This window comes from Stenotrophomonas sp. 28608_Sma, from assembly GCF_056486185.1.
Genome location: NZ_CM151308.1, coordinates 875,702 through 900,353, shown reverse-complemented (window position 1 = coordinate 900,353; position 24,652 = coordinate 875,702). Strand labels below are relative to the sequence as shown.

Below are 24,652 nucleotides of genomic sequence, written 5' to 3'. Positions count from 1 at the left end.
GCATCCGTCCTGGACGCCGGGAACATCGGGATGATGTTCCGGGGGTGGGCCGTTCTAGACCTGGAGTGGGCCAACCTGGGAAACCCAGACGTGCGTGAACCAGAAAAACTCCAGAAGGGCACCATCTACGCAGGGTGATTCCGGGGAATCGATTAAGCGCTCATGACTGCTCCGGCGGCGACTCCTTGCCAGATCGAGCTTCCGTGCCCGTCGCCGGTATTGCCACGACCGCGCCTGCGGTCTTTGACGGCTACCGCGGGCGATGTAAGGCCAGCGATGCCTTCAAATGTCACGGTCACGGCACCGAAGGTACCGTGACCGCTTGAAACAATTACTTCAGGGTCAGCGACGACTGGTCGACGGTGACGCCCGGGCCCATCGTCGAGCTGACCGAAACCTTCTGCAGGTAGGTGCCCTTCGAGGTGGCCGGCTTGGCCTTGATCAGGTCCAGCAGCAGCGCGGTCAGGTTCGACTTCAGCGCGTCTTCGGCGAAGTCGGCCTTGCCGATGGTGCAGTGGATGATGCCGGCCTTGTCGGTGCGGTAACGGACCTGACCCGACTTGGCGTTCTTCACGGCTTCACCCGGGTTCGGGGAAACGGTGCCGACCTTCGGGTTCGGCATCAGGCCGCGCGGGCCCAGCACGGTGCCCAGCTTACCGACGACGCGCATGGCGTCCGGGGTCGCGATGACGACGTCGTAGTTCAGATCGCCGGCCTGCATCTTCTCGGCCAGATCATCCATACCGACGGCTTCGGCGCCAGCGGCCAGGGCTTCGTCAGCCTTGGCACCGGCCGGAGCGAACACGGCGACGCGGACCGACTTGCCGGTACCGGCCGGCAGCACGGTGGAGCCACGGACCTGCTGGTCGGACTTCTTCGCATCGACGCCCAGGCGCACAGCGACGTCGATCGACTCGACGAACTTGGCCTTGGTGGCGCTCTTCAGGATGTTGATCGCGTCCTCGAAGGCGTATGCCTTGCCCGGAACGACGGCGGCCTTGATGGCCTTCTCACGCTTGGTCTGTGCCATCTTATTAACCCTCCACCACGAGGCCCATGGAACGGGCAGAGCCAGCGATGGTACGCACGGCGGCGTCCAGGTCGGCGGCAGTCAGATCCGGTTCCTTCGCCTTGGCGATCTCTTCCAGCTGCTTACGGGTGACCTTGCCGACCTTCTCGGTGTTCGGGCGCTTGGAGCCCGACGAGATGCCAGCGGCCTTCTTCAGCAGGGTGGTGGCCGGGGTGCTCTTGGTGATGAAGGTGAACGTACGGTCCGAGTAGGCCGTGATGATCACCGGAACCGGCAGGCCCGGCTCGAGCTTCTGCGTGGCAGCGTTGAACGCCTTGCAGAATTCCATGATGTTCAGACCGCGCTGACCCAGCGCAGGACCGACCGGCGGCGAGGGGTTGGCCTGACCGGCCTTCACCTGCAGCTTGATGTAACCGACAACTTTCTTTGCCATGTGAGTACTCTCCGGGTGCTAGCGCCTTTCGACAACAGGCTCCCCATCGGACCGGGAATCACGCGTCCCGGCATCGCGTTTTGAAATCATGCTGAAGGCCACCTTGCGGCGGCCTCGTCCTGCTGGCTTCCCAGCGGGGAGCCGCGCACTATATCAGGTTTTTTCTTCACATGCCTGAAGCGGCACGTAAACGAGAGAAACCGGGCAGCGCCCGGTTTCTGGTCCCGTAGCGGTCGAGCTTGCTCGACCCACGGCCGGATCAGACGGCCTTTTCGACCTGGCCGAACTCGAGTTCGACCGGAGTGGCACGACCGAAGATCAGCACCGAGACGCGCAGACGGCTCTTCTCGTAGTTGACTTCTTCGACGACGCCATTGAAATCGTTGAACGGGCCGTCGGTAACGCGGACCATCTGGCCCGGCTCGAACAGCACCTTCGGACGCGGCTTCTCGACACCTTCCTGAACGCGATTCAGGATGGCTTCGGCCTCGGAATCGGCGATCGGCAGCGGACGGTCGGCGGTGCCGCCGATGAAGCCCATCACGCGCGGGGTTTCCTTGACCAGGTGCCAGCTTTCGTTGTCGATGCGCGGAATACCGGCTTCTTCGTGGGTCTCGATCTGGACCAGCACGTAACCCGGGAAGAACTTGCGCTCGGAGCGGCGCTTCTGGCCAGCGCGCATCTCGACCACTTCTTCGGTCGGGACCAGGACATCGCCGAAGCGCTCTTCCATGCCGTCACGGACGATGCGATCGCGCAGAGCCTGCGCCACCGACTTCTCGAAGCCCGAATAGGCGTGAACGACGTACCAACGCTTCATGCAATTCTCCTTAGCGGCTCAGGAACAACTGAACCAGCCACTGAATGACGTAATCGAACCCACCCAGCAACAGACTGAGAATGGTCACCACCACCATCACGACCCAGGTCATGCGGATGGCTTCCTGGCGCGTCGGCCAGACCACCTTGCGCAGTTCGAAGCGCGACTCGGAGAGGAATTCGCGGGTGTCGCGCCCCTTGCCGGTCAGCATGAACACGCCGATACCGCCAACCAGACCGACCACGACCGCCAACGCACGCAGCTGACCCGCCCACGCACCCAGCTGGGTGGCGCGACCGGAGTCGGCGGAGAACCAGAACCAGACGAACAGACCGGCCAGCACCAGCAGCGATGCGGCGACGTACTTGACGATATCCCCGCCGTTGGCGGAGCTGTCCTTGGAGTGTTCGATCTTGCTATTCATCCGACTGTGTCTGCTTTAGCGGCCCAGGCCGCTGGATAAGGTGGGCAGATGGCACGCCAGGAGGGACTCGAACCCCCAACCTGCGGTTTTGGAGACCGCTGCTCTGCCAATTGAGCTACTGGCGTACGTATTGAAACTTGCCTTCCCTTAGACGGCGAAGGCGGACCGAGGTTCCCGGCCCGCCATTCGCGTAACCGGCGGCGCTATGCAACCACCGGTACTGCAGGCTTACTCGATGATCTTCGAGACCACGCCGGCGCCGACGGTACGGCCGCCTTCGCGGATGGCGAAGCGCAGACCTTCGTCCATTGCCACCGGATTGATCAGGGTGACTTCCATCTTGACGTTGTCACCCGGCATCACCATTTCGACGCCTTCCGGCAGCTTGGCGGCGCCGGTGATGTCGGTGGTGCGGAAGTAGAACTGCGGACGGTAGCCGTTGAAGAACGGGGTGTGGCGGCCGCCCTCGTCCTTCGACAGGACGTACACTTCGCCTTCGAACTTGGTGTGCGGCTTGATCGTGCCCGGCTTGGCCAGTACCTGGCCACGCTCGACGTCGTCACGCTTGGTGCCGCGCAGCAGCAGGCCAGCGTTGTCGCCTGCCTGACCCTGGTCCAGCAGCTTGCGGAACATTTCAACGCCGGTCACGGTGGTCTTCTGCACCGGACGGATGCCGACGATTTCGATTTCGTCGCCAACCTTGATCACGCCGCGCTCGATACGACCGGTCACCACGGTGCCGCGGCCCGAGATCGAGAACACGTCTTCCACCGGCATCAGGAACGGCTTGTCGATCGCACGCTCCGGCTCCGGAATCCAGCTGTCCAGCGCGTCGACCAGCTTCAGGATGGCCGGCACGCCGATGTCGCTCTGGTCGCCTTCCAGCGCCAGACGGGCCGAACCGGCGATGATCGGGGTGTCGTCGCCCGGGAACTCGTACTTGCTCAGCAGCTCGCGCACTTCCATCTCGACCAGCTCGAGCAGCTCGGCGTCGTCCACCATGTCGGCCTTGTTCAGGAACACGACGATGTACGGCACGCCGACCTGGCGCGACAGCAGGATGTGCTCACGGGTCTGCGGCATCGGGCCGTCAGCGGCCGAGCACACCAGGATCGCGCCGTCCATCTGGGCGGCACCGGTGATCATGTTCTTGACGTAGTCAGCGTGGCCCGGGCAGTCAACGTGGGCGTAGTGACGGATCGGGGATTCGTATTCGACGTGCGCGGTCGAGATCGTGATGCCACGCGCCTTTTCTTCCGGCGCGGCGTCGATCGAGGAGTAGTCCTTGAACTCGCCACCGAAGCGCTCGGCACCGATCTTGGTCAGTGCGGCGGTCAGCGTGGTCTTGCCGTGGTCGACGTGACCGATGGTGCCGACGTTGACGTGCGGCTTGGTGCGCTCGAACTTACCCTTGGCCATGGCTGCTTATCTCGAATTCGTCTGAGAGGTGATGCTTAAGATGGTGCTCACGAAAGGAATCGAACCTTCGACCTCTTCCTTACCAAGGAAGTGCTCTACCGACTGAGCTACGTGAGCCGAGTTTTGCATTATGACATGAACTCGATAATATTCAAAGTTCATTCAATGGAGCGGGAGACGGGAATCGAACCCGCACCATCAGCTTGGAAGGCTGAGGTTCTACCATTGAACTACTCCCGCGCCGGGAATGTCACAACGTGAAACTGGTGGAGGGAGGTGGATTCGAACCACCGAAGGCGTAAGCCAGCAGATTTACAGTCTGCCCCCGTTGGCCGCTTGGGTATCCCTCCTTACCACCCCATTCCGTTGCCGCCGAAGCGTTGCGGTGTGTGGTGGTGAGCCGCTTATTCTGCTGATGGGACGGGGGGCTGTCAACGCTTTTTTCCATTTTTTTCACACGCTGTCGCAAACCCATTGATACGCAAGGTTATTGCCCGGGAACCGGCAGGGTCTCGTTGGCGAAAATTGCGACATGAGGGACGCCGTCGCCGCCGATCCAGCCCCGATACATGCCCTGGGTGTTGAATGGCGTGGCCATTTTTCCGTCTGCAGCGAGCACGATCGCACCGCCGTCACCCCCCATCTGCGGAATCGTCTCGTTGATCACGCCCTTGCCGGCCTGTTCCGGCGTCTGCCCCTGGTAGCGCATGCGTGCGCAGATCTCGTGCGCGGCCGCGGTGCGGATGTAGTACTCGCCCCAGCCGGTGCCGGACACCGCACAGCGCGCATCGGCCCAGGTGCCTGCACCGATGATCGGCGAGTCACCCACCCGGCCATAGCGCTTGTTGGTCATGCCACCAGTGGAGGTACCGGCGGCCAGGTGCCCCTGCGCATCCAATGCGACCGCACCGACGGTCCCGAAGTGCTTTGCAGTCTCCAGGTCGGCATGCGCCTGGCCACTGGCCTCTTCTTTCAGTGCACGCTGCAGCTGCTGCCAACGCTTCTCCGTACGGAAGTAGGAGGGATCGACCAGAGACATCCCCTGCTCGACCGCGAAGGCTTCGGCGCCCTGCCCGACCATCATCACGTGCCTGGATTTCTGCATCACGGTCTGCGCCAGCAGGATCGGGTTGCGCACCCGCTGCACGCCGGCCACCGCGCCTGCAGCCTGGGTGGCCCCGTCCATCACTGCGGCATCCAGCTCGTTGTGGCCGTCATGGGTGAACACCGCGCCCTTGCCGGCGTTGAAGGTGGGATCGTCCTCCAGGACGGTGATCGCAGCGGTGACTGCAGCCAACGCGGGGCGACCCGCCGCCAGCTCCGCATGCCCCTTCAACAGGGCCGCCCGCAGCGCGTCACGTGCGGCCTTTTCCTCGGCCGGCGACAGGTCCTTGCGCTCGACGCCGGCGCCGCCGTGGATGACCAGCAGCGGTGAAGCCGCCGGTGCGGCCTGGGCAAGCATGGGCAGGGACAACAGTGCGGACAGCGCCAGGCGCAGTTTCATCGGTTACGTCTCCAGCAGAACGAGGGAATGGATTGCGGGGTAGTGCCGGCCGCTGGCCGGCAGGGGCGCATCAGGGAAGGTGAGTTGCCGGCCAGCGGCAGGCACTACCGAAGCGTGAACTCAATCTCGCCGTCGCTGACGTCGGCCACGGCCTGGTAGTCGGCGTCGGCCTGGAAGTCATCCAGGCGCATGCGGCTGCCGCTGGCGACCACCGTTACCGGTACCGCGTGGAAGCGCAGCGGCTCGCCCTCGACCAGACGGTCGGCATCGCGGCCGGGGCTGACCACCCAGACCTTGCCTTCGCCGTCGGCGCTGTAGACCTGCGCCTGGCCATCGGGCTCCACGCACAGGGCGGTGTCCTCGTCGACGCCGATGCCGACGATGTCGGGGTCGCCACTGTCCTGCGCGGCGCGCGCCACGAACACGATCAGGCGGCCGAGCCGATCGCGCTTGTCGAAGTGGGTGTCGGTGACCACGCGCTGCAGGTAGGGCATCTGCAGGAAGCCACTGTCCATGGTCACCGCACTGCCCATCGGGTCGGCCAGCGCACCGGCGGAGGTGATGCTGCCGCCGTCCATCGCGCCGTAGGCGTAGCCACCGAGGATGGCCAGCCCGGCGCTGGTACCGGCAATCGGCTTGCCGGCGCGCACATGGGCATTGAGCGCGCGGTTGAGCGCGGTGCCCTTCCAGAAGCGGATGTAGCGCGACTGGTCACCACCGGCAATGAAGATGGCATCGGCCGCAGCCACCACGCGCAGCACGGCCGGATCGTCGGCGCCGCGGCGGCTGTCGAAGACCAGCGTCTGCACTGCGGTGGTCCCGCCAATCTCGCGATACAGGCGGTCCTGCAGTTCATCACTGCCAGAAGCGCGCAGGATCAGCACGCGGCCGTTGCCGGCCTGCTTCAGCCACCAGTGAAAGGCCTCCGGCACCCATTCGCCACCGCCCATCAGCATCATGGCCGGCGCGCGCGGGCCGGGCCGGGGTGCGTCGAGATCCCCGGCTTCGTAGTAGGCGAAGCCCGGGCCCTGCAGGTCCTGCGCAAGGGCGGCCAACGGCACGGCCAACACCAGCAGCGCCAGCCAGGCGAAGGGGGCACGCAGGGTGCAATGGAGGCGTCGCATCTTGATCTCCCTGAACAAAATCGACTTGCAAGCGTTTTCACTCTTTGCCAGATAGGGACCCAGTAGTCAAGGGCATGAAAAAGGCGTTAAATGCGCGCGCCCATTCCGGAAATCTGAATGGGGGACAGGGCCCCTCCTCTGCGGGCCGGCTTCATTTTCGAGAATTCCTCATGCGTAGAAAGGCGATGGCGTGGTCGATCCAGCTGGCGTTGATGGGCGTGGCTGCTTCCGCGGCGGCCCAGGCACCGGCTTCCTCTTCGGTTCAACAACTGGATGCGGTGCAGGTCACCGGTTCGCGCATTCCGCGCGCCCAGGTGGAAGGCCCCGCCCCGATCACGGTGATCAGCGCCGAGCAGATCCGCTCCAGCGGCTTCACCAGCGTGCCCGACGTGCTGCGCTCGATGACCCAGAACGGCGGTGAGACGCAGAGCCAGCAGTCGTCCAGCGGCGCCGACTTCTCGCCGGGCGCCCAGCAGGTGGACCTGCGCGGGCTGGGCCCGAATCACACGCTGGTGCTGGTCAATGGCCGCCGCATCGCCGACTTCCCGATGCCGTTCAAGGGCCGCAGCAACTTCACCGACGTCTCCAACATCCCGCTGGGCATGATCGAGCGCATCGAAGTGCTGACCGGCAGTGCCTCGGCCATCTACGGTTCGGACGCGATCGCCGGCGTGGTCAACTTCATCCTGAAGAAGAAGGCCGACGGCACCACCGTCGACATGCGCATGGGCACCACCAGCGAAGGCGGTGGCGAGTCGTTCGACATGAGCCTGGCCAGTGGCTTCAGCCGTGGCAACTTCAACGCCGTGTACAGCGTTGAACTGCAGTCGCAGACCCCGCTGTGGGCGTACGAGCGCGATATCCAGGATTCGACCCAGGACGGCCCCACCGAGGGCTCACGCATCGCACGCCGCGCTTACCTGCGCACGGACTACAACGACGACTACCTGGATCCGGGCGCGGCCACCTGCGAAGCGCTGGCCGGGCAGAACCAGGGCAGCACCTACCGCGCCTACCGCCCGCGCTACGGTTACTACTGCGGCAGCGACAGTTCGATCGGCTACGGCACCATCCTCAGCAAGCGCCGCGGCGCCAATGGCTACGCCTCGCTGAGCTACGACTTCGACAACGGCCAGCAGTGGTTCGCCGATGTGCAGCTGGGCTACCACACGATGTCGCTGATGCGCGACGTCACCAAGTGGGGCCGCATGGACGCCAACGGCGATGAGTCGGGCTATTTCAACAACCAGGCCACCGGCGAGATCGAGTTCTGGCAGCGCCAGTTCTCGCCCGAGGAGATGGGTGGCCTGCGCAATGCAATGGTGCGCAGCACGCAGAAGACCTTCAGCGTGACCACCGGCTTCAAGGGCAACCTGGCCGGCAACTGGGACTACGAAGCGGCCCTGAGCCATTCGCAGTACCAGTCGCGGATCAGCTGGGCACAGATCATCGCCGCCAAAGCCAATGACCTGTTCCTGGGCCCACAGCTGGGCGTGGACGACGACGGCTTCCCGATCTACAACGCCGACCCGTCGCGCCTGTACCGGCCGCTGACCCGCGCCGAGTACGATTCGATCGCGGCGCGCACCACCTACACCCCGAAGTCGCGCACCGAGACGGCTGCGTTCACGCTGACCAATTCCGCGCTGTTCGGCCTGCCGGGCGGTGATGCTGGCTTCGCCGCGACCGTGGAAGTGGGCCAGCAGGCGTACTCGCTCAATCCCGATCCGCTGGCGACCCAGTACTACTACTACAGCTGGAAGGATTCGGACGGCAACGGTTCGCGCAACCGCTGGGCGACCGCTGCGGAGCTGCGCATGCCGCTGCACGAGACGGTCAACCTGAGCGTGGCCGGCCGCTACGACCAGTACCGCTATTCCGGCCACACCATCGGCAAGGCGACCTGGAGCGGTGGCCTGGAATGGCGCCCGATCGACACCCTGCTGGTGCGTGGTTCGTACGGCACCGCGTTCCGTGCGCCGGACCTGCACTACGTGTTCGCCGGCCCGGGCAACGACGAGACTGACGTAGTGGATCTGTACGACTGTCGCGTCAATGGCACCGAATGCGACGAAGACGTCAGCATCATCCGCAGCCGCACCGGCAACCGCCAGCTCGACCCGGAAACCAGCACCTCGTGGAGTGCCGGCTTCGTCTGGTCGCCGGCAATCGGCCTGGACCTGTCGGTGGACTGGTTCGACATCGACATGCGCAAGCAGGTGCAGGACATGGACGTGCGCACGATCCTGGCCAGCGAAGCGAACTGCCGCCTCGGCAGTGCCGACATCAACTCGCCGACCTGCGTGGACGCGCTCGACCGCATCACCCGCACCAGTGATGGCCGCCTGTACGGCGTGCGTGTCGCCCCGATCAACGTCGCCCGCGAATCCACCTCCGGCATCGACATTGGCCTGCGCTACCGCCTGCAGACCGGCATCGGCGACTTCATCCTCAACGGCACCCACACCTGGGTGAAGAAGCACGATTTCCAGCGCTACCCCGGTGATCCGATCCAGGACCAGTTCGCGGTCAACAGCAACTTCGACATCCCGCGTACCAAGACCAGCCTGAGCGTGACCTGGGAGAAGGACGCGTGGTCGGCCACGGTCTATGGTTCGCGCCTGGGCAAGCTGCCGACCTCGGACAGCTACGACCAGGTATTCAAGTGGGACAGCGGTGACAGCCCGTACATCAAGGCAACCTACCGCTACAACGCGTCGCTGCAGTACCGCTTCGACGACCACTCGCGCCTGTCGCTGTCGGTGGTCAACGTGTTCAACAAGATGCCGCCGAAGGACGCCACGTACACCGCGTATCCGTACTACGACGTGTCCTGGTTCGACAGCGTCGGCCGCACCATCAACCTGCAGTACACCCACAAGTTCGGTGGCAGCGCGCTGTAAGGCACGCCGCATTGCAGAACGTGGACGACAAGGCCCGCCATTGGCGGGCCTTGTTGTTCATGCACACCGCACCCGGTAGATGCCCACCTTGGTGGGCATTCGTTGCCGCGCACTCGCCCTGGGTTTTCCACACCGCACGTGGAAAGCGATGGGGGTTTGGTGTGGACAAGTCCCTGCGAGCCACGCATTGCAATGGTTTCGAAGGGTGGCAATTTTTTGTCCAGACAGAATCCGGGTTTTCCACATGCGCCGTGGAAAGCGATGGGAACTAGGTGTGGACAAGTAAGTGGGAGTGTTGCCACGCAAGCGTTTCGAAGCATGGCGAAAATTTATCCACACTGCCCGGGCAATCCCTGTAGAACCGCCCCCATGCTCGGCTCCGGCTGGCATCAGCCGAGCATGGGCTCGGCCCTGCAGCGATACGCAGGGTTTTCCACACCGTGCGTGGAAAGCGGTGGGGGTTTGGTGTGGACAAGTACTTGCGAGCCCTGTGCCGCAGGCGCTTCAGAGCATGATCAATTTTTGTCCACGCATGCAACCGACGCCGGAAACGCGAACGCCCCGCACAAGGCGGGGCGTCCTGGGTCGATCCGCTGCTGCTGGATCAGACGTTGAAGCGGAAGTGCAGGATGTCGCCTTCCTGCACGCGGTATTCCTTGCCCTCCAGGCGCAGGCGACCGGCTTCCTTGGCGCCGGCTTCGCCCTTGTACTTGATGAAGTCGTCATACGCGATGGTTTCGGCGCGGATGAAGCCCTTCTCGAAGTCGGTGTGGATGACCGCGGCAGCCTGCGGGGCGGTGGCGCCCTTGCGCACGGTCCACGCGCGGACTTCCTTCACGCCGGCGGTGAAGTAGGTCTGCAGGCCGAGCAGGCTGTAGGCCGCGTTGATCACGCGGTTCAGGCCCGGCTCGCTCAGGCCCAGGTCGGCGAGGAAGGTATCGCGGTCTTCGTCGTCGAGCTGGGACAGCTCTTCTTCGATCGCGGCCGACACCGGCACCACCTGCGCGCCTTCAGCGGCGGCATGCGCGCGCACGGCTTCCAGGTGCGGGTTGTTGTCGAAACCGTCTTCCAGCACGTTGGCGATGTACATCACCGGCTTCAGGGTCAGCAGGAACAGATCGCGCACCAGCGCCTTCTCTTCCTCGTCCAGGCCCACCGAACGGCCGGACTTGCCGTCGGACAGCGCCGCCTGCAGCTTGGCCAGCACCGGCTTGCGCGCCGCGGCGTCCTTGTCGCCGCCCTTGGCCGCACGCTCGGCACGGTTCAGCGCCTTCTCGACGCTGTCCAGGTCGGCCAGCGCCAGCTCGGTATCGATGGTTTCGATGTCCGAGATCGGGTCGACCTTGTTGTTGACGTGGATGACATCGGCGTTCTCGAAGCAGCGCACCACGTGGGTGATCGCATCGACTTCGCGGATGTGCGCCAGGAACTTGTTGCCCAGGCCTTCACCGCTGGCGGCACCGGCCACCAGGCCGGCGATGTCGACGAACTCGACCGCGGTCGGGATGACCTTCTGCGGGTTGATGATCGCTGCCAGCTCGTTCAGGCGCGGATCCGGCACCGGCACGATGCCGACGTTCGGCTCGATGGTGCAGAACGGGAAGTTCGCTGCGGCGATACCCGCCTTGGTCAGCGCATTGAACAGGGTCGACTTGCCGACGTTGGGCAGGCCGACGATGCCGCATTTGATACCCATGGGTGACAGCTCTCTGGGGTGAAAGTGATTGGTGAAACAGCGCGCGCGCTGCTTGGCCAATCCATCTCGGTGTCGATCATTGTGTGCCAACCAAGGTTGGCACCTACCGAAAGCGGGCTATTTCGGGGTATGAAGCCGCTTCATCGCTTCGCTGAAGTCGCCCTGCACTGCCAGCGGCAGCACGTCGATGGCATCGTCGATGGCGCGCGAAATCAGTACGTCATCATCCTTGGAAGGGCGTCCCAGCACCCAACCCACCACGCGGTCCTTGTGGCCAGGATGGCCGATACCCACGCGCAGGCGATGGAACTTGCCGTGGCCGAGCAGGCGGATGGTGTCGCGCAGGCCGTTCTGGCCACCGTGGCCACCGTCGAACTTCAGCCGCGCCACGCCGGGCGCCAGGTCCAGTTCGTCGTGGGCCAGCAGGGTTTCTTCCGGCTCGATCTTCCAGAACCGCTGTGCGGCGGTGACCGACTTGCCGCTGAGGTTCATGAAGGTGGCGGGCTTGAGCAGCCACACCGTCTGCCCGGCGATCTCGACCTTGGCGGTCTCACCGAACAGCTTGCTGTCCACATTCCATCGTGCACCGGCTTTTTCCGCCAGGGCCTCAACGAAATGAAACCCGGCATTGTGCCGGGTCCGGGCGTGTTCCGATCCGGGGTTGCCCAGACCGACGATCAGTCGCAGTCCTGCCATGGTTCCTTCCAATACGGTGCCTGCCCGGAGGCAGGCACCGTAGCGGTATTACTCGGCGGCAGCCGCTTCTTCGTCAGCCGCGTCGGCCTTGCCGGCCTTAGCGGTGACGATGGCGTCGTCGTGGTCCTTGCCCAGCGCCAGGGCCGGGATTTCCACGCCCTTCGGCAGCTTGATGTCGGACAGGTACACCACGTCACCGGCCTTCAGCTCGCCCAGGTCGACTTCGATCGACTCCGGCAGGTCCTTCGGCAGGCAGGTGATGGTCACTTCCTTCAGTTCGTGGGTGACCACGACGTCGGCAGCCTTGCCGGCCGGCGAGGTGTCTTCGTTGACAAAGTGCAGCGGGACCGAAGCGGTCAGGGCTTCGTTCTCGTTCACGCGCTGGAAGTCCAGGTGCATGATCAGCTGCTTGTACGGGTGGCGCTGCATGTCACGCAGCAGGACCTTCTGCACCTGGCCATCCAGGTTCAGGTCCAGGATCGAGGCATAGAACCACTCGTTCTGCTGGGCCAGCCAGATTTCGTTGTGGTCCAGGCTGATGGCGACCGGCTCGGCGTTGCCGCCGTACACGATGGCCGGGATCACACCGGCGTGACGCAGGCGGCGGCTCGCACCCTTACGCTGCAGTTCACGCTTGGTGACCTTGATTTCATGGGTCTTCGACATTTTCGACTACTCAGGTTGTTGCCGCGCCCTGCGGCGTGGCGGTTGAAGATGCTTCCGCGACCAGAAGCATCCGGGTATGCCCCCGCCGTTGCCGGCAGGGGCGAAGAACTCAGTCGACGTACAGCGAGCTGACCGACTCGCCGAAGGCGATGCGGCGCATCGTTTCGGCCAGCATTTCCGCCACGCTCAGCTGGCGGATCTTGCTGCACACCCGCGCCGCGTCCTTCAGCGGGATGGTGTCGGTCACCACCAGCTCGTCGAGCTGGGAATTGGTGATGTTGTCCACCGCCGGGCCCGACAGCACCGCATGGGTGCAGTAGGCAGCGACCTTGAGCGCACCGCGCGCCTTCAGGGCAGCAGCAGCGGCGCACAGGGTGCCGGCGGTGTCGACGATGTCATCGACCATCACGCAGGTCTTGCCTTCGACGTCACCGATGATGTTCATCACGGTGGAGACGTTGGCGCGCGGGCGGCGCTTGTCGATGATCGCCAGGTCGGCGTCATCCAGGCGCTTGGCCACCGCACGGGCGCGGACCACGCCGCCCACGTCCGGCGAGACAACAATCAGGTTCTCGGTGCCGTAGGCGCGCCAGATGTCGGCCAGCAGCAGCGGGGACGCATACACGTTGTCCACCGGAATATCGAAGAAGCCCTGGATCTGGTCGGCGTGCAGGTCGACGGTCAGCACGCGATCAGCGCCAGCGGTGCTGAACATCTTCGCCGCCAGCTTGGCGGTGATCGGCACGCGCGAGGAACGCATGCGGCGATCCTGCCGCGAGTAACCGAAGTACGGCACCACGGCGGTCACGCTGGCCACCGATGCGCGCTTGAGCGCGTCGATCAGCACCAGCAGTTCCATCAGGTTTTCCGCGCTCGGCGCGCAGGTCGGCTGGATCACGAACACGTCCTGCTTGCGGACGTTCTCTTCGATCTCCACCTGCACTTCACCATCGGAGAAGTGCGAGACCAGCGCCTTGCCCGGGCGAACCCCCAGTTCCTTGCAGATGTTCTGCGCCAGACGTTTGTTGGCGTTGCCGGAAAAGACCAGCAGGTTCGGGGACTCTTGCATCATGATTGTCTCGGGCGGGGACGAGTGGCGGGGATCCGGAGTCGGCAAGGACCCCGATGGACCCTTGCTGCTGACAACACCGCGGTTGTTTCCACGTCCCGCGCGGGCGATGCGCTGGAAGGCGCGGACACAGCCGCTATTGGCAGGGGCGGTAGGATTCGAACCTACGAATGCCAGGATCAAAACCTGGTGCCTTGGGCCTCTTGGCGACGCCCCTGCATTGATAAATCAGTGTTGCTCGAGTGCATCCAGCAGTGGCGAACGCGCAACGCCCGCTGCCACCCTTGCCCGCAACTCCTTCGGCAACTTCGACCGTCCCTGCTCTGCGGCAGACTGCGATGCGAACTCGACGAAACAACCACTTCCCGAACCGGTCAGCCGCGCCGTGCCGATATCGCTCAACGCGGCGAACGCTGCCTCGACGGCAGGCTCACGGCGGCGCAGCACCGGTTCGAACGCGTTCCCGACCAGGGTTCCGGAAGCGAAGTCCTCTATTTTCGCCACTGGGCTGTCGCGCGTCAAATCCGGGTCTGCGAACAGGGCCGGGGTGGGAACATGAACGCCCGGTTCAACCACCACATACCAGGCCGGTTCCAGCGCGATCGGCTGCAGGCGCTCGCCCACCCCTTCGGCCCAGGCATTGCGCCCGCGCACGAACACCGGCACGTCCGCCCCCAGGCGCAGGCCCAGCGCGGCAAGCGCGTCCTCGTCCAGACCGGCCCGCCACAGGCGGTTCAGCACCACCAGCACGGTGGCGGCATCGGACGAACCGCCGCCGAAGCCACCACCGGCAGATACATGCTTTTCAACGACGATGTCAGCACCTTGCGCGACATTTGCCACTTCTTTGAGCAATCGCGCGGCACGCACCGCCAGATCATCGGCCTCGGCCACGCCAGCCAGCCCCTCGCCCTGCCGGCGCACCTGGCCGTCTTCACGCAGGCGCAGGCCGATGCGGTCGCCCCAGTCCAGCAGCCGGAACACGGTCTGCAGCTCGTGATAACCGTCGGCGCGGCGGCCGGTGATGTGCAGGAACAGGTTCAGCTTGGCCGGGGCCGGCCACCAGGACCAGCCCGCGTCGTCGACTGCCCCGCTCATGGCGCGCCCTGCCCCCACTGGTCCACCAGCAGGCGTACCTTGGCGTCGCCATTGCTGGCTTCGATCCGGCGCGGCAACGCCTGGTGCCCGGCCTCGGCCGGGTACCAGTCCAGGTACTGCACCTGCCAGCCCATCTGCTGCATGCGACGCGGCCGGCCTTCACCGTCGCGCTCGACCTTTTCCGGGCCAGCGGCGTCGCCGACCACCAGGCCACGGATCCACTCCGGCAGCTGGTTGACCGGAATGTCCCAGCCGGTCGCCTCCAGCAGCAGCTGCTGGGCGTCCTCGCCATCGCGCGGACCGCCGGCCAGCCCTTCCAGGCGGCCAGCTTCGGAATGGGTATCGCCGGTCAGCTTCCAGCTCTGCCGGGTCACCGGCGCGCTCAGCTCGACCACATAACGGCGCCCTTCCTGCTTCCAGTCGATGCGACCGCTGCCACCGTCCTTGCCCTTGCTGACCGCGACCCGGCCCTGGAAGGCCCAGTCCGGCTGTGCCTGCAGCGCGGCCACGCGTGCGGCCTCGGCCTGCGCCGCTTCGGCCGAAACGATCTCGACCACCGCCGGCGCCGGGATCTTCTGCGTGCCCACGCTGGTGCAGGCGCTGACCGCCAGGGTCGCGGCCGCCAACAGCAGCGGCCGGATCAGGGAAACACTCATGGATTGAATTTCTCGCGGGCGCGCAGCAGCGCGCGGTTTTCAGGGTCGAGCCTGGCCGCTTCCTCGAAGAAATGACGGGCCTCATCGTGCTTGCCCAGCACCCATAGCACTTCGCCAACGTGCGAAGCGATCTCCGGGTCCTTGGCCAGGGTCCAGGCCCGGCGCAGCTGCACCAGTGCCTCTTCCTTGCGGCCCAGGCGATACAGCACCCAGCCGTAGCTGTCGACGATGGCGGCGTTGTCCGGTTCGGCCACGCGGGCGCGGTCGATCAGCTCCAGTGCTTCCTGCAGGCGGCCGGTGCGATCGGCCAGGGTGTAACCCAGCGCGTTCAAAGCCGGCACGTTCTCCGGCTCGGTCACCAGGATCTTGCGCAGATCCGCCTCGGCGCGCGGGATGTCGTCGCGGCGTTCCCAGGTGAGCGCACGGGCGTACAGCAGGCCGTTGTCATCCGGGTAAGCGGCCAGGCCGCGGGCCAGCGCATCCAGTTCACCGGCGCTGTCGTCGGCGCGCTGGCGCAGTTCGGCTTCCAGCAGGTAGGCGTCGCGGCGCACATCGTCGTCGACCACAGCATCGGACTGGATCGCATGCACTTCTTCCAGCGCCAGCGGCAGGCGCCCGGCCAGGGCCTGGGCATTGGCTGCGCGCAGGCGCGCTTCGCTCAGCTCATCGCCACCGGGCACGCTGTGGTACCACTGCACCGCCTCGGGATAACGCTTCAGGTACTCGGCGATCTTGCCCAGCAGCAGGCGCTGCGCCGGGTCCGGCTTGGCCGCCTGCCGCGACAGTTCGTTGTAGAGATTGGAAAGCGCGGCCTTGTCGCCCTGCTTGGCCAGCAGCGAGGCGCGCATGCCCCAGGTCTGCACGTCCTGCGGGCCGAACGCCAGCACGCGCTCGGCGGCGGACGGCTGGCCGAGACTGTCATAGGCAATGGCCACCGCATTGCGCAGCTCCGGGTCCTGGCGGGTCTTCGGCTCCACATCGTGCAGCAGCGACAACGCCTTGCCGGTCTCGCCCGCCTGTTGCAGCTGGCTGGCACGCAGCAGCGCCACACGTGGCTCTTCCGGGAAGCGCTTGACCACTTCATCGATCATGCGCCGGGCCAGCTCGGGCTTTTCCATGCGCAGGGCAAGGCGGCCAAACTCCTGCCAGGCTTCGATCTTCGGCGGAATGGCATTGGCGTCGACCAGCTCACCCAGCACCTGCGCGGGCACCGCCGGATCACGGCCGCCACCGATCAGTGCGGCCAGGGCGAACTTCCAGCCGCGCTCGTCGGGGTCGGCCAGCAGGCCCTGCAGTTCGGTGCGGGCCGCCTTCACATCGCCCTGGCGCATGGCCAGTGCACCGGCCGCACTGCGCATGGTCAACGAACGCGGGGCGCGCTGCTGCCACAGGGCCAGGCCCTTGGCGGCGCTGGCATCATCGTTGGCGAGCATGGAAATGCGGGTCGCGCGCTCGGCCAGGCCGGCGTCGCCGTCGGTCTGCTGGGCCGCCTGCAGGTACCAGCGCGCGGCCTCGGCCAGCTTGCCGGCCTGCAGGGCGAACTCACCGGCCATCACCGGTTCCAGCGCCAGTTCCTCAGTGGCCGCAGCCCGCACGGGGGCCTTGGCCGGCACCGCCGCCAGGGCCTGGCTGCAGGCCAGGGACAGCAGCAGAACACTGGGGATGCGAATCAATGCGGGCATCGTCGGCATCGGGGCCTTAAAATGTCGTCCAATGGCCAGCAGCTTATCGCAAGCAACTGAACAATGACCCTGTGGGTGCTCGGACTGAATCACCAGACCGCACCGGTGGAGCTGCGCGAGCGCGCGGCCTTCGCCGGTGAGGCGTTGCCGCGCGCGCTCGGTTCGCTGCGCGATACTCCGCAGATCGCCGAGGCGGTGCTGCTGTCCACCTGCAACCGCACCGAGCTGTACGCCGTGGCCGATTCGGCACAGGCGCTGGACCAGTGGCTGCACACCCAGGCCGGCGACCTGCAGGGCTACCTGTACCAGCACGCTGACGCCGAGGCCGTGCGCCACCTGTTCCGGGTCGCCACCGGGCTGGACTCGATGGTGCTGGGTGAACCGCAGATCCTCGGCCAGGTGAAGGATGCCTGGTCGACCGCGCGCGACCATGGCCTGCTCGGCCAACGCCTGGACCGCCTGTTCCAGCAGACCTTCTCGGTGGCCAAGCGTGCGCGCACCGATACCCAGGTCGGCGCCAACCCGGTATCGGTGGCGTCGGCTGCGGTGCGCCTGGCGCAGAACGCGTTCGCGCGGCTGGACGATTCCACCGTACTGCTGGTCGGTGCCGGCGAGACCATCGAACTGGCTGCACGGCACCTGAGCGAAGGCAAGGTACGCCGGCTGCTGATCGCCAACCGCACCCTCGCCCACGCGCAGGAACTGGCCAGCCGACATGGTGGCGTGGCGCTGCCGCTGACCGAACTGGACCGCCACCTGGGTGAGGCCGACGTGGTGTTCTCGGCCACCGCTGCGCGCGAACCGGTGATCCATCGCGAAATGGTGGCCAAGGCCCTGCGCGCGCGCCGGCACAAGCCGATGCTGCTGTTCGACCTGGCCGTACCGCGCGACATCGAGGCCGAGGTCGGCACGCTCAACGACGCCTTCCTCTACACCGTGGACGATCTCGAACGCGCGGTGGAAGACAACCGCCGTGGTCGCCGCGAAGCGGCCGCCGAGGCCGAAGCGATCATCGACCTTCAGGTGTCGCGCTTCGTCGAGACCCAGCAGGCCAGTGCCCACCAGGCGCCGCTGCGACAGCTGCGCGCGTTCGGCGAAGCCACCCGTGCCGAGCTGCTGGAGCGCGCACGCCAGCAACTGGCCAACGGCAAGCCGGCCGACGAAGTGCTGGAGCTGCTTGCCCACGGCCTGACCAACCGCCTGCTGCATCCGCCGACCGCCGCCCTGCGTGCGGCCGCGCTGAGTGGCGATGCCGACCTGACCCGCGCCGCCGAGCGCCTGTTCCCGGCCACGCCGGGTTACCGCCACCCACCCGTGAGACCCGATGACGCCGACCCTGCGCCGTAAGCTGGAAGCGCTGGCCGAGCGCCGCGAAGAACTGGAACGCCTGCTCGCCGAACCCGATGTGGTCGCCGACAACACTCGTTTCCGCGACCTTTCGCGCGAATTCGCCCAACTTGAACCGATCGCCATCGCCCTGGCCGATGAAGCCCGTGCCAAGGCCGATCTGGCCGCCGCCGAAGGCATGCGCGCCGACCCGGACCTGCGCGAGCTGGCCGATGAGGAAATCGCTGCTGCACAGGCGCGCCTGCAGGAACTGGAGCAGGAGCTGGCGCTGCTGCTGGTGCCGCGCGACCCGCGTGACGAAGGCAACCTGTTCCTGGAAGTGCGCGCCGGTACCGGCGGCGACGAGGCCGCGATCTTTGCTGGCGACCTGTTCCGCATGTACGCCCGCTACGCCGAGCGCCAGGGCTGGAAGGTCGAGATCGAATCGGACAGCCCGGGCGAGCATGGCGGCTTCAAGGAAGTGGTGGCGCGCGTGGTCGGGCGTGGCGCGTTCTCGCGCCTGAAGTTCGAATCGGGCACGCACCGCGTGCAGCGCGTGCCGGCCACCGAATCGCAGGGCCGCATCCATACCTCGGCGGCCACCGTGGCGATCATTCCCGAGGCCGATGAGGTTGATGACATCGTCATCAACCCGGCCGACCTGAAGGTGGATACGTTTCGTTCGTCCGGTGCCGGCGGCCAGCACGTCAACAAGACCGAATCGGCCATCCGCATCACCCACGTGCCGACCGGCGTGGTGGTGGAATGCCAGACCGAGCGCAGCCAGCACGCCAACCGCGACAAGGCGATGAAGCGCCTGAAGGCACAGCTGCTCGATGCCGAGCGCCAGCGCCAGGACGCGGCGCAGGCCGAGTCGCGGCGCCTGCAGGTGGGCAGCGGTGACCGCAGCCAACGCATCCGCACCTACAACTTCCCGCAGGGCCGGATCACCGACCACCGCGTGGAAGGCCTGACCCTGTACGACCTGCCCAACGTGCTGGCCGGCGACCTCGACCCGCTGCTGCAGCGGCTCAGCCACGAGCACCAGGTCGACGCCCTGGCCCAGTTGTCGGCGGGCTGAGTCGCATGTCGGCCTGGCAGCAGCGGCAGCACCTGCAACAGGCGATTGCACGCCAGCCGGGCGACTTCGTCGCCTGGGTGATGCTGGCGGACCTGGAACTGGAAGCCGGCGACATAGCCGCCGGCGAGCAGGCCGCGCGCCGTGCACTGCAGCTGCGCCCGAACCACCCTGAAGCGCTGGCGCGGCTGGGCCGCGTGGCCTGGATGGCCGGCGCGCATGCCGATGCGGCGAAACTGCTCGGCCAGGCCTCGGCGTTGGCCCCGCAGCACCCGGGCATTGCCCTGTGGCTGGGCCATGCGCTGGAAGATGCCGATGATGCCGAAGGCGCGGCGGCAGCCTATCGCCGTGCGCATGCACTGATGCCGGGCGAACCCTATATCGCCGCCCAGCGCCTGGCCTGGCAGCGTCGCCTGTGCGACTGGCAGGACGTGGACGTGCTGGCGGCACAGGTACGTGGTGCACTTGCCTCTGGGCAGGGCGTGGTCGAACCGTTCGCGTTCCTCAGCGAAGATGCCAGCGCAGCCGAGCAGTTGGCCTGCGCGCGTGCCCGTGCATCCGCCGTTGCCGCTTCTGTGCGGCCGTTGCCGCCAGTGAAGGTGCGTTCCCAGGGCCCGCTGCGGGTCGGCTTCCTTTCCAATGGTTTCGGCGCCCATCCCACCGGATTGTTGACCGTGGCCCTGTTCGAGCAGTTGCGTCATGACCCGGCGTTGCAGCTGCACCTGTTCGCGTTGAACCACGATGACGGCAGCCGCATCCGCCAGCGCCTGCAGGTGGCCACGCAGCTGCATGATGTGGCCGCGCTGCGCCATGCAGACACTGCTGCACGCATCCGCGCACAGGGCATCGACCTGCTGTTCGACCTGCGCGGCTGGGGCGGCGGCGGTACGCCGGAAGTGCTGGCGATGCGCCCTGCCCCGCTGCAGTTGAACTGGCTGGCCTATCCCGGCACGTCCGGTGCGCCGTGGATGGATGCGGTGATCGGCGACAGCTTCGTTCTGCCGCCGTCACTGGAACCCCACTACAGCGAGCGCGTACTGCGCCTGCCGCGTGCGTTCCAGCCCTCGGACAACACCCGCTTGCTGGAACTGGCACCGTCCCGGGCCGAGTGCGGCCTGCCCGAACAGGGCGTGGTGTTCTGCTGCTTCAACAACAGCTACAAGCTCAATCCACGCAGCATGGGCCGCGCCTTCGCGGTGCTGCAGGCGGTGCCCGGCAGCGTGCTGTGGCTGCTGTCCGGTCCCGGCCAGGCCGACGCGCGCCTGCGCAGCGCCGCACAGGCCGCTGGCCTGGATCCGGCACGCCTGGTGTTCATGGCCAAGCTGCCACATCCGCAGTACCTGGCTCGCTATCCGCTGGCCGACCTGTTCCTCGACACGCATCCGTACAACGCGCACACCACCGCGTCCGACGCACTATGGGCCGGCTGCCCGGTGCTGACCTGCCCCGGCGACACCTTCGCCGCGCGCGTGGCCGGCAGCCTCAATCACCATCTGGGGCTGGCACGGATGAATGTCGCCGACGATGCGGCATTCATCGCCACCGCCAGCGCGCTGGGCAACGACCCGGCAGCACTGGCAGCGTTGCACGCCGAGCTGGCGCAGGCACGCGAGCGCAGTGGATTGTTCGACATGGCCAGCTTCGCCCGCGACCTGTCGGCGCTGCTGCAGCGACTGGCCGGCGAGCATGGCTGGCAGGGCCTCGACATCGCCTGAGCGATCCCTGCGCTACGCTCGGGCTCCCTCCCCGCGTGGTGTGATGATGGCCAAGCTCAAGCGCAAGGACTACGACGAACTGCTGCTGCCGCTGCAGCTGGAACTGACCGCGATGGCGCGCTGGGTGCAGCACAGCGGGCAACGCCTGCTGGTGCTGTTCGAAGGCCGTGATACCGCAGGCAAAGGCGGCGCGATCCAGGCCATCAGCCAGCACCTCAACCCGCGTCAATGCCGGGTGGTGGCACTGCCCAGGCCCACCGACCGCGAAGCCACCCAGTGGTATTTCCAGCGCTATGCCTCGCATCTTCCGGCCGCCGGCGAGATCGTGCTGATGGACCGCAGCTGGTACAACCGTGCCGGCGTGGAGCGGGTGATGGGCTACTGCAGCGAAACCGAGTACCAGCAGTTCCTGCATCAGGCGCCGGTATTCGAGCAACTGCTGGTGGACGACGGCATCCTGCTGTTCAAGTACTGGCTGTGCGTGGATCAGGAACAGCAGGAAAAACGCTTCGCCGAGCGCCACCTCGATCCGCTGAAGGGCTGGAAGCTCTCCCCGGTGGACCTGAAATCCCGCAGCAAGTACAGCGCCTACACCGAGGCCCGCGAGGCGATGCTGCGCGCGACGCATCGCGAGGCGGCGCCGTGGACGCTGGTGGATTTCAACGACCAGCGGTTGGGTCGGCTGACGCTGGTGCGCAACCTGCTGGACCGGTTGCCGGACACGCGGGTGGATGCACCGTTGCCGGAGCTGCCGAAGCTGAAGGGCAAGCTGCATCGCGAGCACTATGATGTGCTGAAGCCGATCGAGGACTTCCCGGTCGAGGATTAGGGTGGGTCGGCAGGGCCTGCGGCCCTGCACCTGCAGAGGCAACGACAACAGCCGGCTCTGGGAGTTTTGCTTGTTGGCTGGGGTGGTGTGGGTTGGCAGGACACGCCGTAAACCCATCCATGGGGGCTCGATGGCGCCATCCATGGCGCCAACGGTCCTGCCAACCCACACCGCCCCATTCCCGACGGATTTCCGGTGACGGAGGTAGATCCACGCCATGCGTGGATGAATCTCCATTGAAATCGATTATTTCGACAATTGAACGAAGAGCATCCACGCATGGCGTGGATCTACGTGTCGACCAAGGTCGACACCCACCAAGAGCAGGCCATGCATTCCGACAGATCGCGGAGAACTGTCGAAGGCGGGGTGGGTCCGGTGGCGGGGGCGTGAGCCGCATGGATGCGGCGACCGAGCTTACATGGACGTACTTGCAGCGCCCCCCGCCACCGGACCCACCCCGCCTACCCACAGGAAACCCCGCTTGGGCTGTTGCTTTTGCTGTTGCTGGGGTTGCCGGCCAGCGGCCGGCACTACCGCGGGTGCAGGGCCGCAGGCCCTGCCGCCCAACCCCATTACTTGGCAGCAGCGATCTGCTTTTCGATGTCGGCGGCCGTCACCGGGCCGAGGAAGGTGTGCGCCAGCTTGCCCTGCGGATCCAGCAGATGCGTCAACGGCAGGCCTCGCGGCGTGGCGAAGTCCGCCGGCGGATCGAACGGGTCCACGATCACGATCGGATAGGTCACCGGATGCTTGGTCAGGAACGACTGCATCTCCGGCACCTCAATATCCTCATAGGCCAGGCCAACCACCTCGATGTTGCTGCGCATCGCATGCAGCGCCGACAGCTCCGGCATCTCCTTGCGGCACGGGGCACACCAGGTCGCCCAGAAATTCACGATCACCCACTTGCCGCGGTGCGCCGCCAGGTCGTAGTCGCTGCCATCCACCGCCTTCATCCTCAGCGTGGGGAACTCGGCAGTGGTGCGCTCGGCCGGGGTCTCTTCGACCGGTGCCGGTGTGGTCGGCGTCGGAGCCTGTGCCGGCGGCTGGCTGCTGGCGGGGGTCGGCTCCTGCGCCGGCTTGCAGGCCGACAGCGCCAGCAGCAGGGCCAGCGGAAGCAGCAGCAACGGGGTCTTGCGGGTCATGGCATGTCTCCGGAATCGGTGTAGATATCGCTGACCTTGCGCTTGAGGCGTTCGCGCAGGGGCAGCCGCAGATCGTCCAGTGCCGCCAGCGCAGCACGGCCCAGTGTGTCGTCGCGGTATGGCAGATGCTGCTCGGCTACCGGAATGCGCAACTGGGTACATTCGTACAGATCGGCCAAGCTGACCTGGTCCAGGTCGCGCGAGAGCAGCCATTCGCCACGTTCATCGCGGCGCAGCAGGCCGATCTCCTGCAGGTTACAGGCCAGGTCCTGCAGCAGCGAATCGGTCAGCATCGGCTCCAGCCGCAGGATTTCATCATCGGCCAGGCCCTTGCCCTTGGCTCGGGCATGGTGGAAGCGGCCGAGCAGGCGCAGCAGGCCATAGAACTCGTAGCCCTGCGGCAGGCGCAGTTCCACCGGCTGGTAGCGGAAGGCGGCCATCGACGAGGACAGCGACGCGCCCAGCAGCACCGCCACCCAGCATAGGTAGATCCACAGCAGCAGGATCGGCACGAAGGCGACCGTGCCGTAGAGCTTCTGGTAGGACTGGAAGCTGCCCAGGTAGGCGCCGATGCCCCATTTCACCAGTTCCAGGATGACCGCCGCGAGAATCGCGCCGGGCACCGCGTGCCGCCATTTCACGGTGTGGTGCGGCACCACCCGGAACATCAGCGTGATGCAGACGAACTCGATCAGGATCGGCGCCAGCCGCAGCGCGAACTCGGCCAGCCAGCGGCCCTCCTGGGTGCCGAACAGTGGCATCGCGAACACCCGCGCCGACACCGCCAGCGAAGCGGCAGCGAGCATTGCGCCCAGGGTCAGCACGGTCCAGTAGACCAGGAAGCGGGTCAGCTTGGGCCGGGTCGAGCCGACCCGCCAGATCTGGTTGAAGGTCTCTTCAACGCTGTTGAGGGTGATCAGCAACGAGACCACCAGTGCGATGAAGCCGGCAGCCGTGAGCTGCCCGGCACTGGCCGAGAACTGCCGCAGGTAGCCTTCGGCCGCACGCGCGGCGTTGGGCACGAAGTTGGAGAAGACGTAATCGCTGAGCTGGTCGCTCCAGCGGTCGAAGACAGGGAAGGCCGAGAGCACGCCGAACACCACGATGGCCAGCGGCACCAGCGCGAACACCGTGGTGTACGCGAGCGCCGCCGCCGCCTGGAACAGGCGGTCGTCGAGGAAGCGATGCCACAGGAAGCGGCCGAAACTGATGGCCCGTGCGCGATCCCGCGCGCGCTCCATCCACAGGTTGAGCGTATCCAAAGGTTCCATCGGCGAAAGGGTACCCGATGCGGAATGCTCGCAGGATAGCCATACTGGTGGCCACACGACGAGGA

General features: G+C 66.1%; 21 protein-coding genes and 5 tRNA genes. 5 read left to right on the top strand and 21 right to left on the bottom strand.

Annotated elements, in window-relative coordinates; genetic code table 11:
* Positions 1-331: 331 nt before the first annotated feature.
* The 11 genes from rplA to ACZLHH_RS03995 all read right to left on the bottom strand — a co-directional run bounded on the left by rplA (position 332) and on the right by ACZLHH_RS03995 (position 6,754).
* Positions 332-1,030 carry a 50S ribosomal protein L1 gene (gene rplA / locus ACZLHH_RS04045; RefSeq protein WP_004154350.1) on the bottom strand — a complete coding sequence of 233 codons (699 nt, stop codon included), beginning with the start codon at positions 1,028-1,030 and terminating at the stop codon, positions 332-334.
* A gap of 4 nt (positions 1,031-1,034) precedes the next feature.
* The gene (rplK, locus tag ACZLHH_RS04040; RefSeq protein ID WP_004145248.1) at positions 1,035-1,463 is read right to left on the bottom strand and encodes a 50S ribosomal protein L11; all 429 of its coding nucleotides are present in this window, start codon (positions 1,461-1,463) and stop codon (positions 1,035-1,037) included.
* Between the two features lie 259 nt (positions 1,464-1,722).
* Positions 1,723-2,283 carry a transcription termination/antitermination protein NusG gene (nusG, locus tag ACZLHH_RS04035; protein ID WP_004154362.1) on the bottom strand — a complete coding sequence of 187 codons (561 nt, stop codon included), beginning with the start codon at positions 2,281-2,283 and terminating at the stop codon, positions 1,723-1,725.
* A 10-nt stretch (positions 2,284-2,293) separates the two neighbouring features.
* Positions 2,294-2,707 (bottom strand): preprotein translocase subunit SecE, encoded by a 414-nt coding sequence (gene secE, locus ACZLHH_RS04030; RefSeq protein WP_049462865.1) that lies wholly within the window; start codon positions 2,705-2,707, stop codon positions 2,294-2,296.
* 49 nt (positions 2,708-2,756) lie between these two features.
* Positions 2,757-2,832 (bottom strand) — tRNA-Trp (locus tag ACZLHH_RS04025).
* Between the two features lie 103 nt (positions 2,833-2,935).
* On the bottom strand, positions 2,936-4,126 hold the full coding sequence (gene tuf, locus ACZLHH_RS04020; protein ID WP_049416993.1) for an elongation factor Tu: 1,191 nt from the start codon (positions 4,124-4,126) through the stop codon (positions 2,936-2,938).
* A 41-nt stretch (positions 4,127-4,167) separates the two neighbouring features.
* Positions 4,168-4,243: transfer RNA gene (locus ACZLHH_RS04015), tRNA-Thr, on the bottom strand.
* A gap of 49 nt (positions 4,244-4,292) precedes the next feature.
* Positions 4,293-4,366: transfer RNA gene (locus ACZLHH_RS04010), tRNA-Gly, on the bottom strand.
* A gap of 24 nt (positions 4,367-4,390) precedes the next feature.
* A tRNA-Tyr gene (locus tag ACZLHH_RS04005) sits at positions 4,391-4,476 on the bottom strand.
* Positions 4,477-4,613: 137 nt separating this feature from the next.
* Complete coding sequence (locus ACZLHH_RS04000; RefSeq protein ID WP_049462702.1) at positions 4,614-5,630, bottom strand: isoaspartyl peptidase/L-asparaginase family protein; 1,017 nt, start codon at positions 5,628-5,630, stop codon at positions 4,614-4,616.
* Between the two features lie 104 nt (positions 5,631-5,734).
* Positions 5,735-6,754 carry a cyanophycinase gene (locus ACZLHH_RS03995; RefSeq protein ID WP_049462704.1) on the bottom strand — a complete coding sequence of 340 codons (1,020 nt, stop codon included), beginning with the start codon at positions 6,752-6,754 and terminating at the stop codon, positions 5,735-5,737.
* 170 nt (positions 6,755-6,924) lie between these two features.
* On the opposite strand from ACZLHH_RS03995, the gene ACZLHH_RS03990 reads away from it, so the two are divergent.
* Complete coding sequence (locus ACZLHH_RS03990; protein ID WP_049462701.1) at positions 6,925-9,657, top strand: TonB-dependent receptor plug domain-containing protein; 2,733 nt, start codon at positions 6,925-6,927, stop codon at positions 9,655-9,657.
* 604 nt (positions 9,658-10,261) lie between these two features.
* On the opposite strand, the gene ychF is transcribed toward ACZLHH_RS03990, so the two are convergent.
* From ychF to ACZLHH_RS03950, 8 genes are all read right to left on the bottom strand, one after another.
* The gene (gene ychF / locus ACZLHH_RS03985; protein WP_049462700.1) at positions 10,262-11,353 is read right to left on the bottom strand and encodes a redox-regulated ATPase YchF; all 1,092 of its coding nucleotides are present in this window, start codon (positions 11,351-11,353) and stop codon (positions 10,262-10,264) included.
* A gap of 117 nt (positions 11,354-11,470) precedes the next feature.
* Entirely contained in the window at positions 11,471-12,049 is a 579-nt protein-coding gene (gene pth, locus ACZLHH_RS03980) for an aminoacyl-tRNA hydrolase (RefSeq protein WP_014036086.1), read from the bottom strand.
* A gap of 48 nt (positions 12,050-12,097) precedes the next feature.
* On the bottom strand, positions 12,098-12,715 hold the full coding sequence (locus ACZLHH_RS03975) for a 50S ribosomal protein L25/general stress protein Ctc (RefSeq protein ID WP_005415401.1): 618 nt from the start codon (positions 12,713-12,715) through the stop codon (positions 12,098-12,100).
* Positions 12,716-12,824: 109 nt separating this feature from the next.
* The gene (locus ACZLHH_RS03970; RefSeq protein ID WP_005415400.1) at positions 12,825-13,784 is read right to left on the bottom strand and encodes a ribose-phosphate diphosphokinase; all 960 of its coding nucleotides are present in this window, start codon (positions 13,782-13,784) and stop codon (positions 12,825-12,827) included.
* A 140-nt stretch (positions 13,785-13,924) separates the two neighbouring features.
* A tRNA-Gln gene (locus ACZLHH_RS03965) sits at positions 13,925-14,001 on the bottom strand.
* 11 nt (positions 14,002-14,012) lie between these two features.
* Positions 14,013-14,882, bottom strand: a complete 870-nt coding sequence (ispE, locus tag ACZLHH_RS03960) for a 4-(cytidine 5'-diphospho)-2-C-methyl-D-erythritol kinase (RefSeq protein ID WP_049462699.1) — start codon at positions 14,880-14,882, stop codon at positions 14,013-14,015.
* Complete coding sequence (gene lolB, locus ACZLHH_RS03955; protein WP_049462698.1) at positions 14,879-15,538, bottom strand: lipoprotein insertase outer membrane protein LolB; 660 nt, start codon at positions 15,536-15,538, stop codon at positions 14,879-14,881. The genes ispE and lolB overlap by 4 nt, the downstream gene beginning before the upstream one ends.
* On the bottom strand, positions 15,535-17,220 hold the full coding sequence (locus tag ACZLHH_RS03950) for a tetratricopeptide repeat protein (protein WP_177179528.1): 1,686 nt from the start codon (positions 17,218-17,220) through the stop codon (positions 15,535-15,537). Before ACZLHH_RS03950 ends, lolB begins: the two co-directional genes overlap by 4 nt.
* A gap of 63 nt (positions 17,221-17,283) precedes the next feature.
* Here ACZLHH_RS03950 and hemA point away from each other — a divergent pair, with 63 nt between their 5' ends.
* From hemA to ppk2, 4 genes are read left to right on the top strand one after another with little or no spacing between them, the layout of a single operon-like run.
* On the top strand, positions 17,284-18,567 hold the full coding sequence (gene hemA, locus ACZLHH_RS03945; protein WP_010481752.1) for a glutamyl-tRNA reductase: 1,284 nt from the start codon (positions 17,284-17,286) through the stop codon (positions 18,565-18,567).
* Positions 18,545-19,627, top strand: a complete 1,083-nt coding sequence (prfA, locus tag ACZLHH_RS03940) for a peptide chain release factor 1 (protein WP_049462696.1) — start codon at positions 18,545-18,547, stop codon at positions 19,625-19,627. Before hemA ends, prfA begins: the two co-directional genes overlap by 23 nt.
* Before the next feature lie 5 nt (positions 19,628-19,632).
* Positions 19,633-21,339 carry an O-linked N-acetylglucosamine transferase, SPINDLY family protein gene (locus ACZLHH_RS03935; RefSeq protein WP_049462695.1) on the top strand — a complete coding sequence of 569 codons (1,707 nt, stop codon included), beginning with the start codon at positions 19,633-19,635 and terminating at the stop codon, positions 21,337-21,339.
* Between the two features lie 46 nt (positions 21,340-21,385).
* Positions 21,386-22,168 (top strand): polyphosphate kinase 2, encoded by a 783-nt coding sequence (ppk2, locus tag ACZLHH_RS03930; RefSeq protein WP_049462703.1) that lies wholly within the window; start codon positions 21,386-21,388, stop codon positions 22,166-22,168.
* 575 nt (positions 22,169-22,743) lie between these two features.
* Here ppk2 and ACZLHH_RS03925 read toward each other — a convergent pair.
* On the bottom strand, positions 22,744-23,316 hold the full coding sequence (locus ACZLHH_RS03925) for a TlpA family protein disulfide reductase (RefSeq protein WP_049463525.1): 573 nt from the start codon (positions 23,314-23,316) through the stop codon (positions 22,744-22,746).
* Positions 23,313-24,587 carry a YihY family inner membrane protein gene (locus ACZLHH_RS03920; RefSeq protein WP_032130426.1) on the bottom strand — a complete coding sequence of 425 codons (1,275 nt, stop codon included), beginning with the start codon at positions 24,585-24,587 and terminating at the stop codon, positions 23,313-23,315. The genes ACZLHH_RS03925 and ACZLHH_RS03920 overlap by 4 nt, the downstream gene beginning before the upstream one ends.
* Positions 24,588-24,652: the final 65 nt, after the last annotated feature.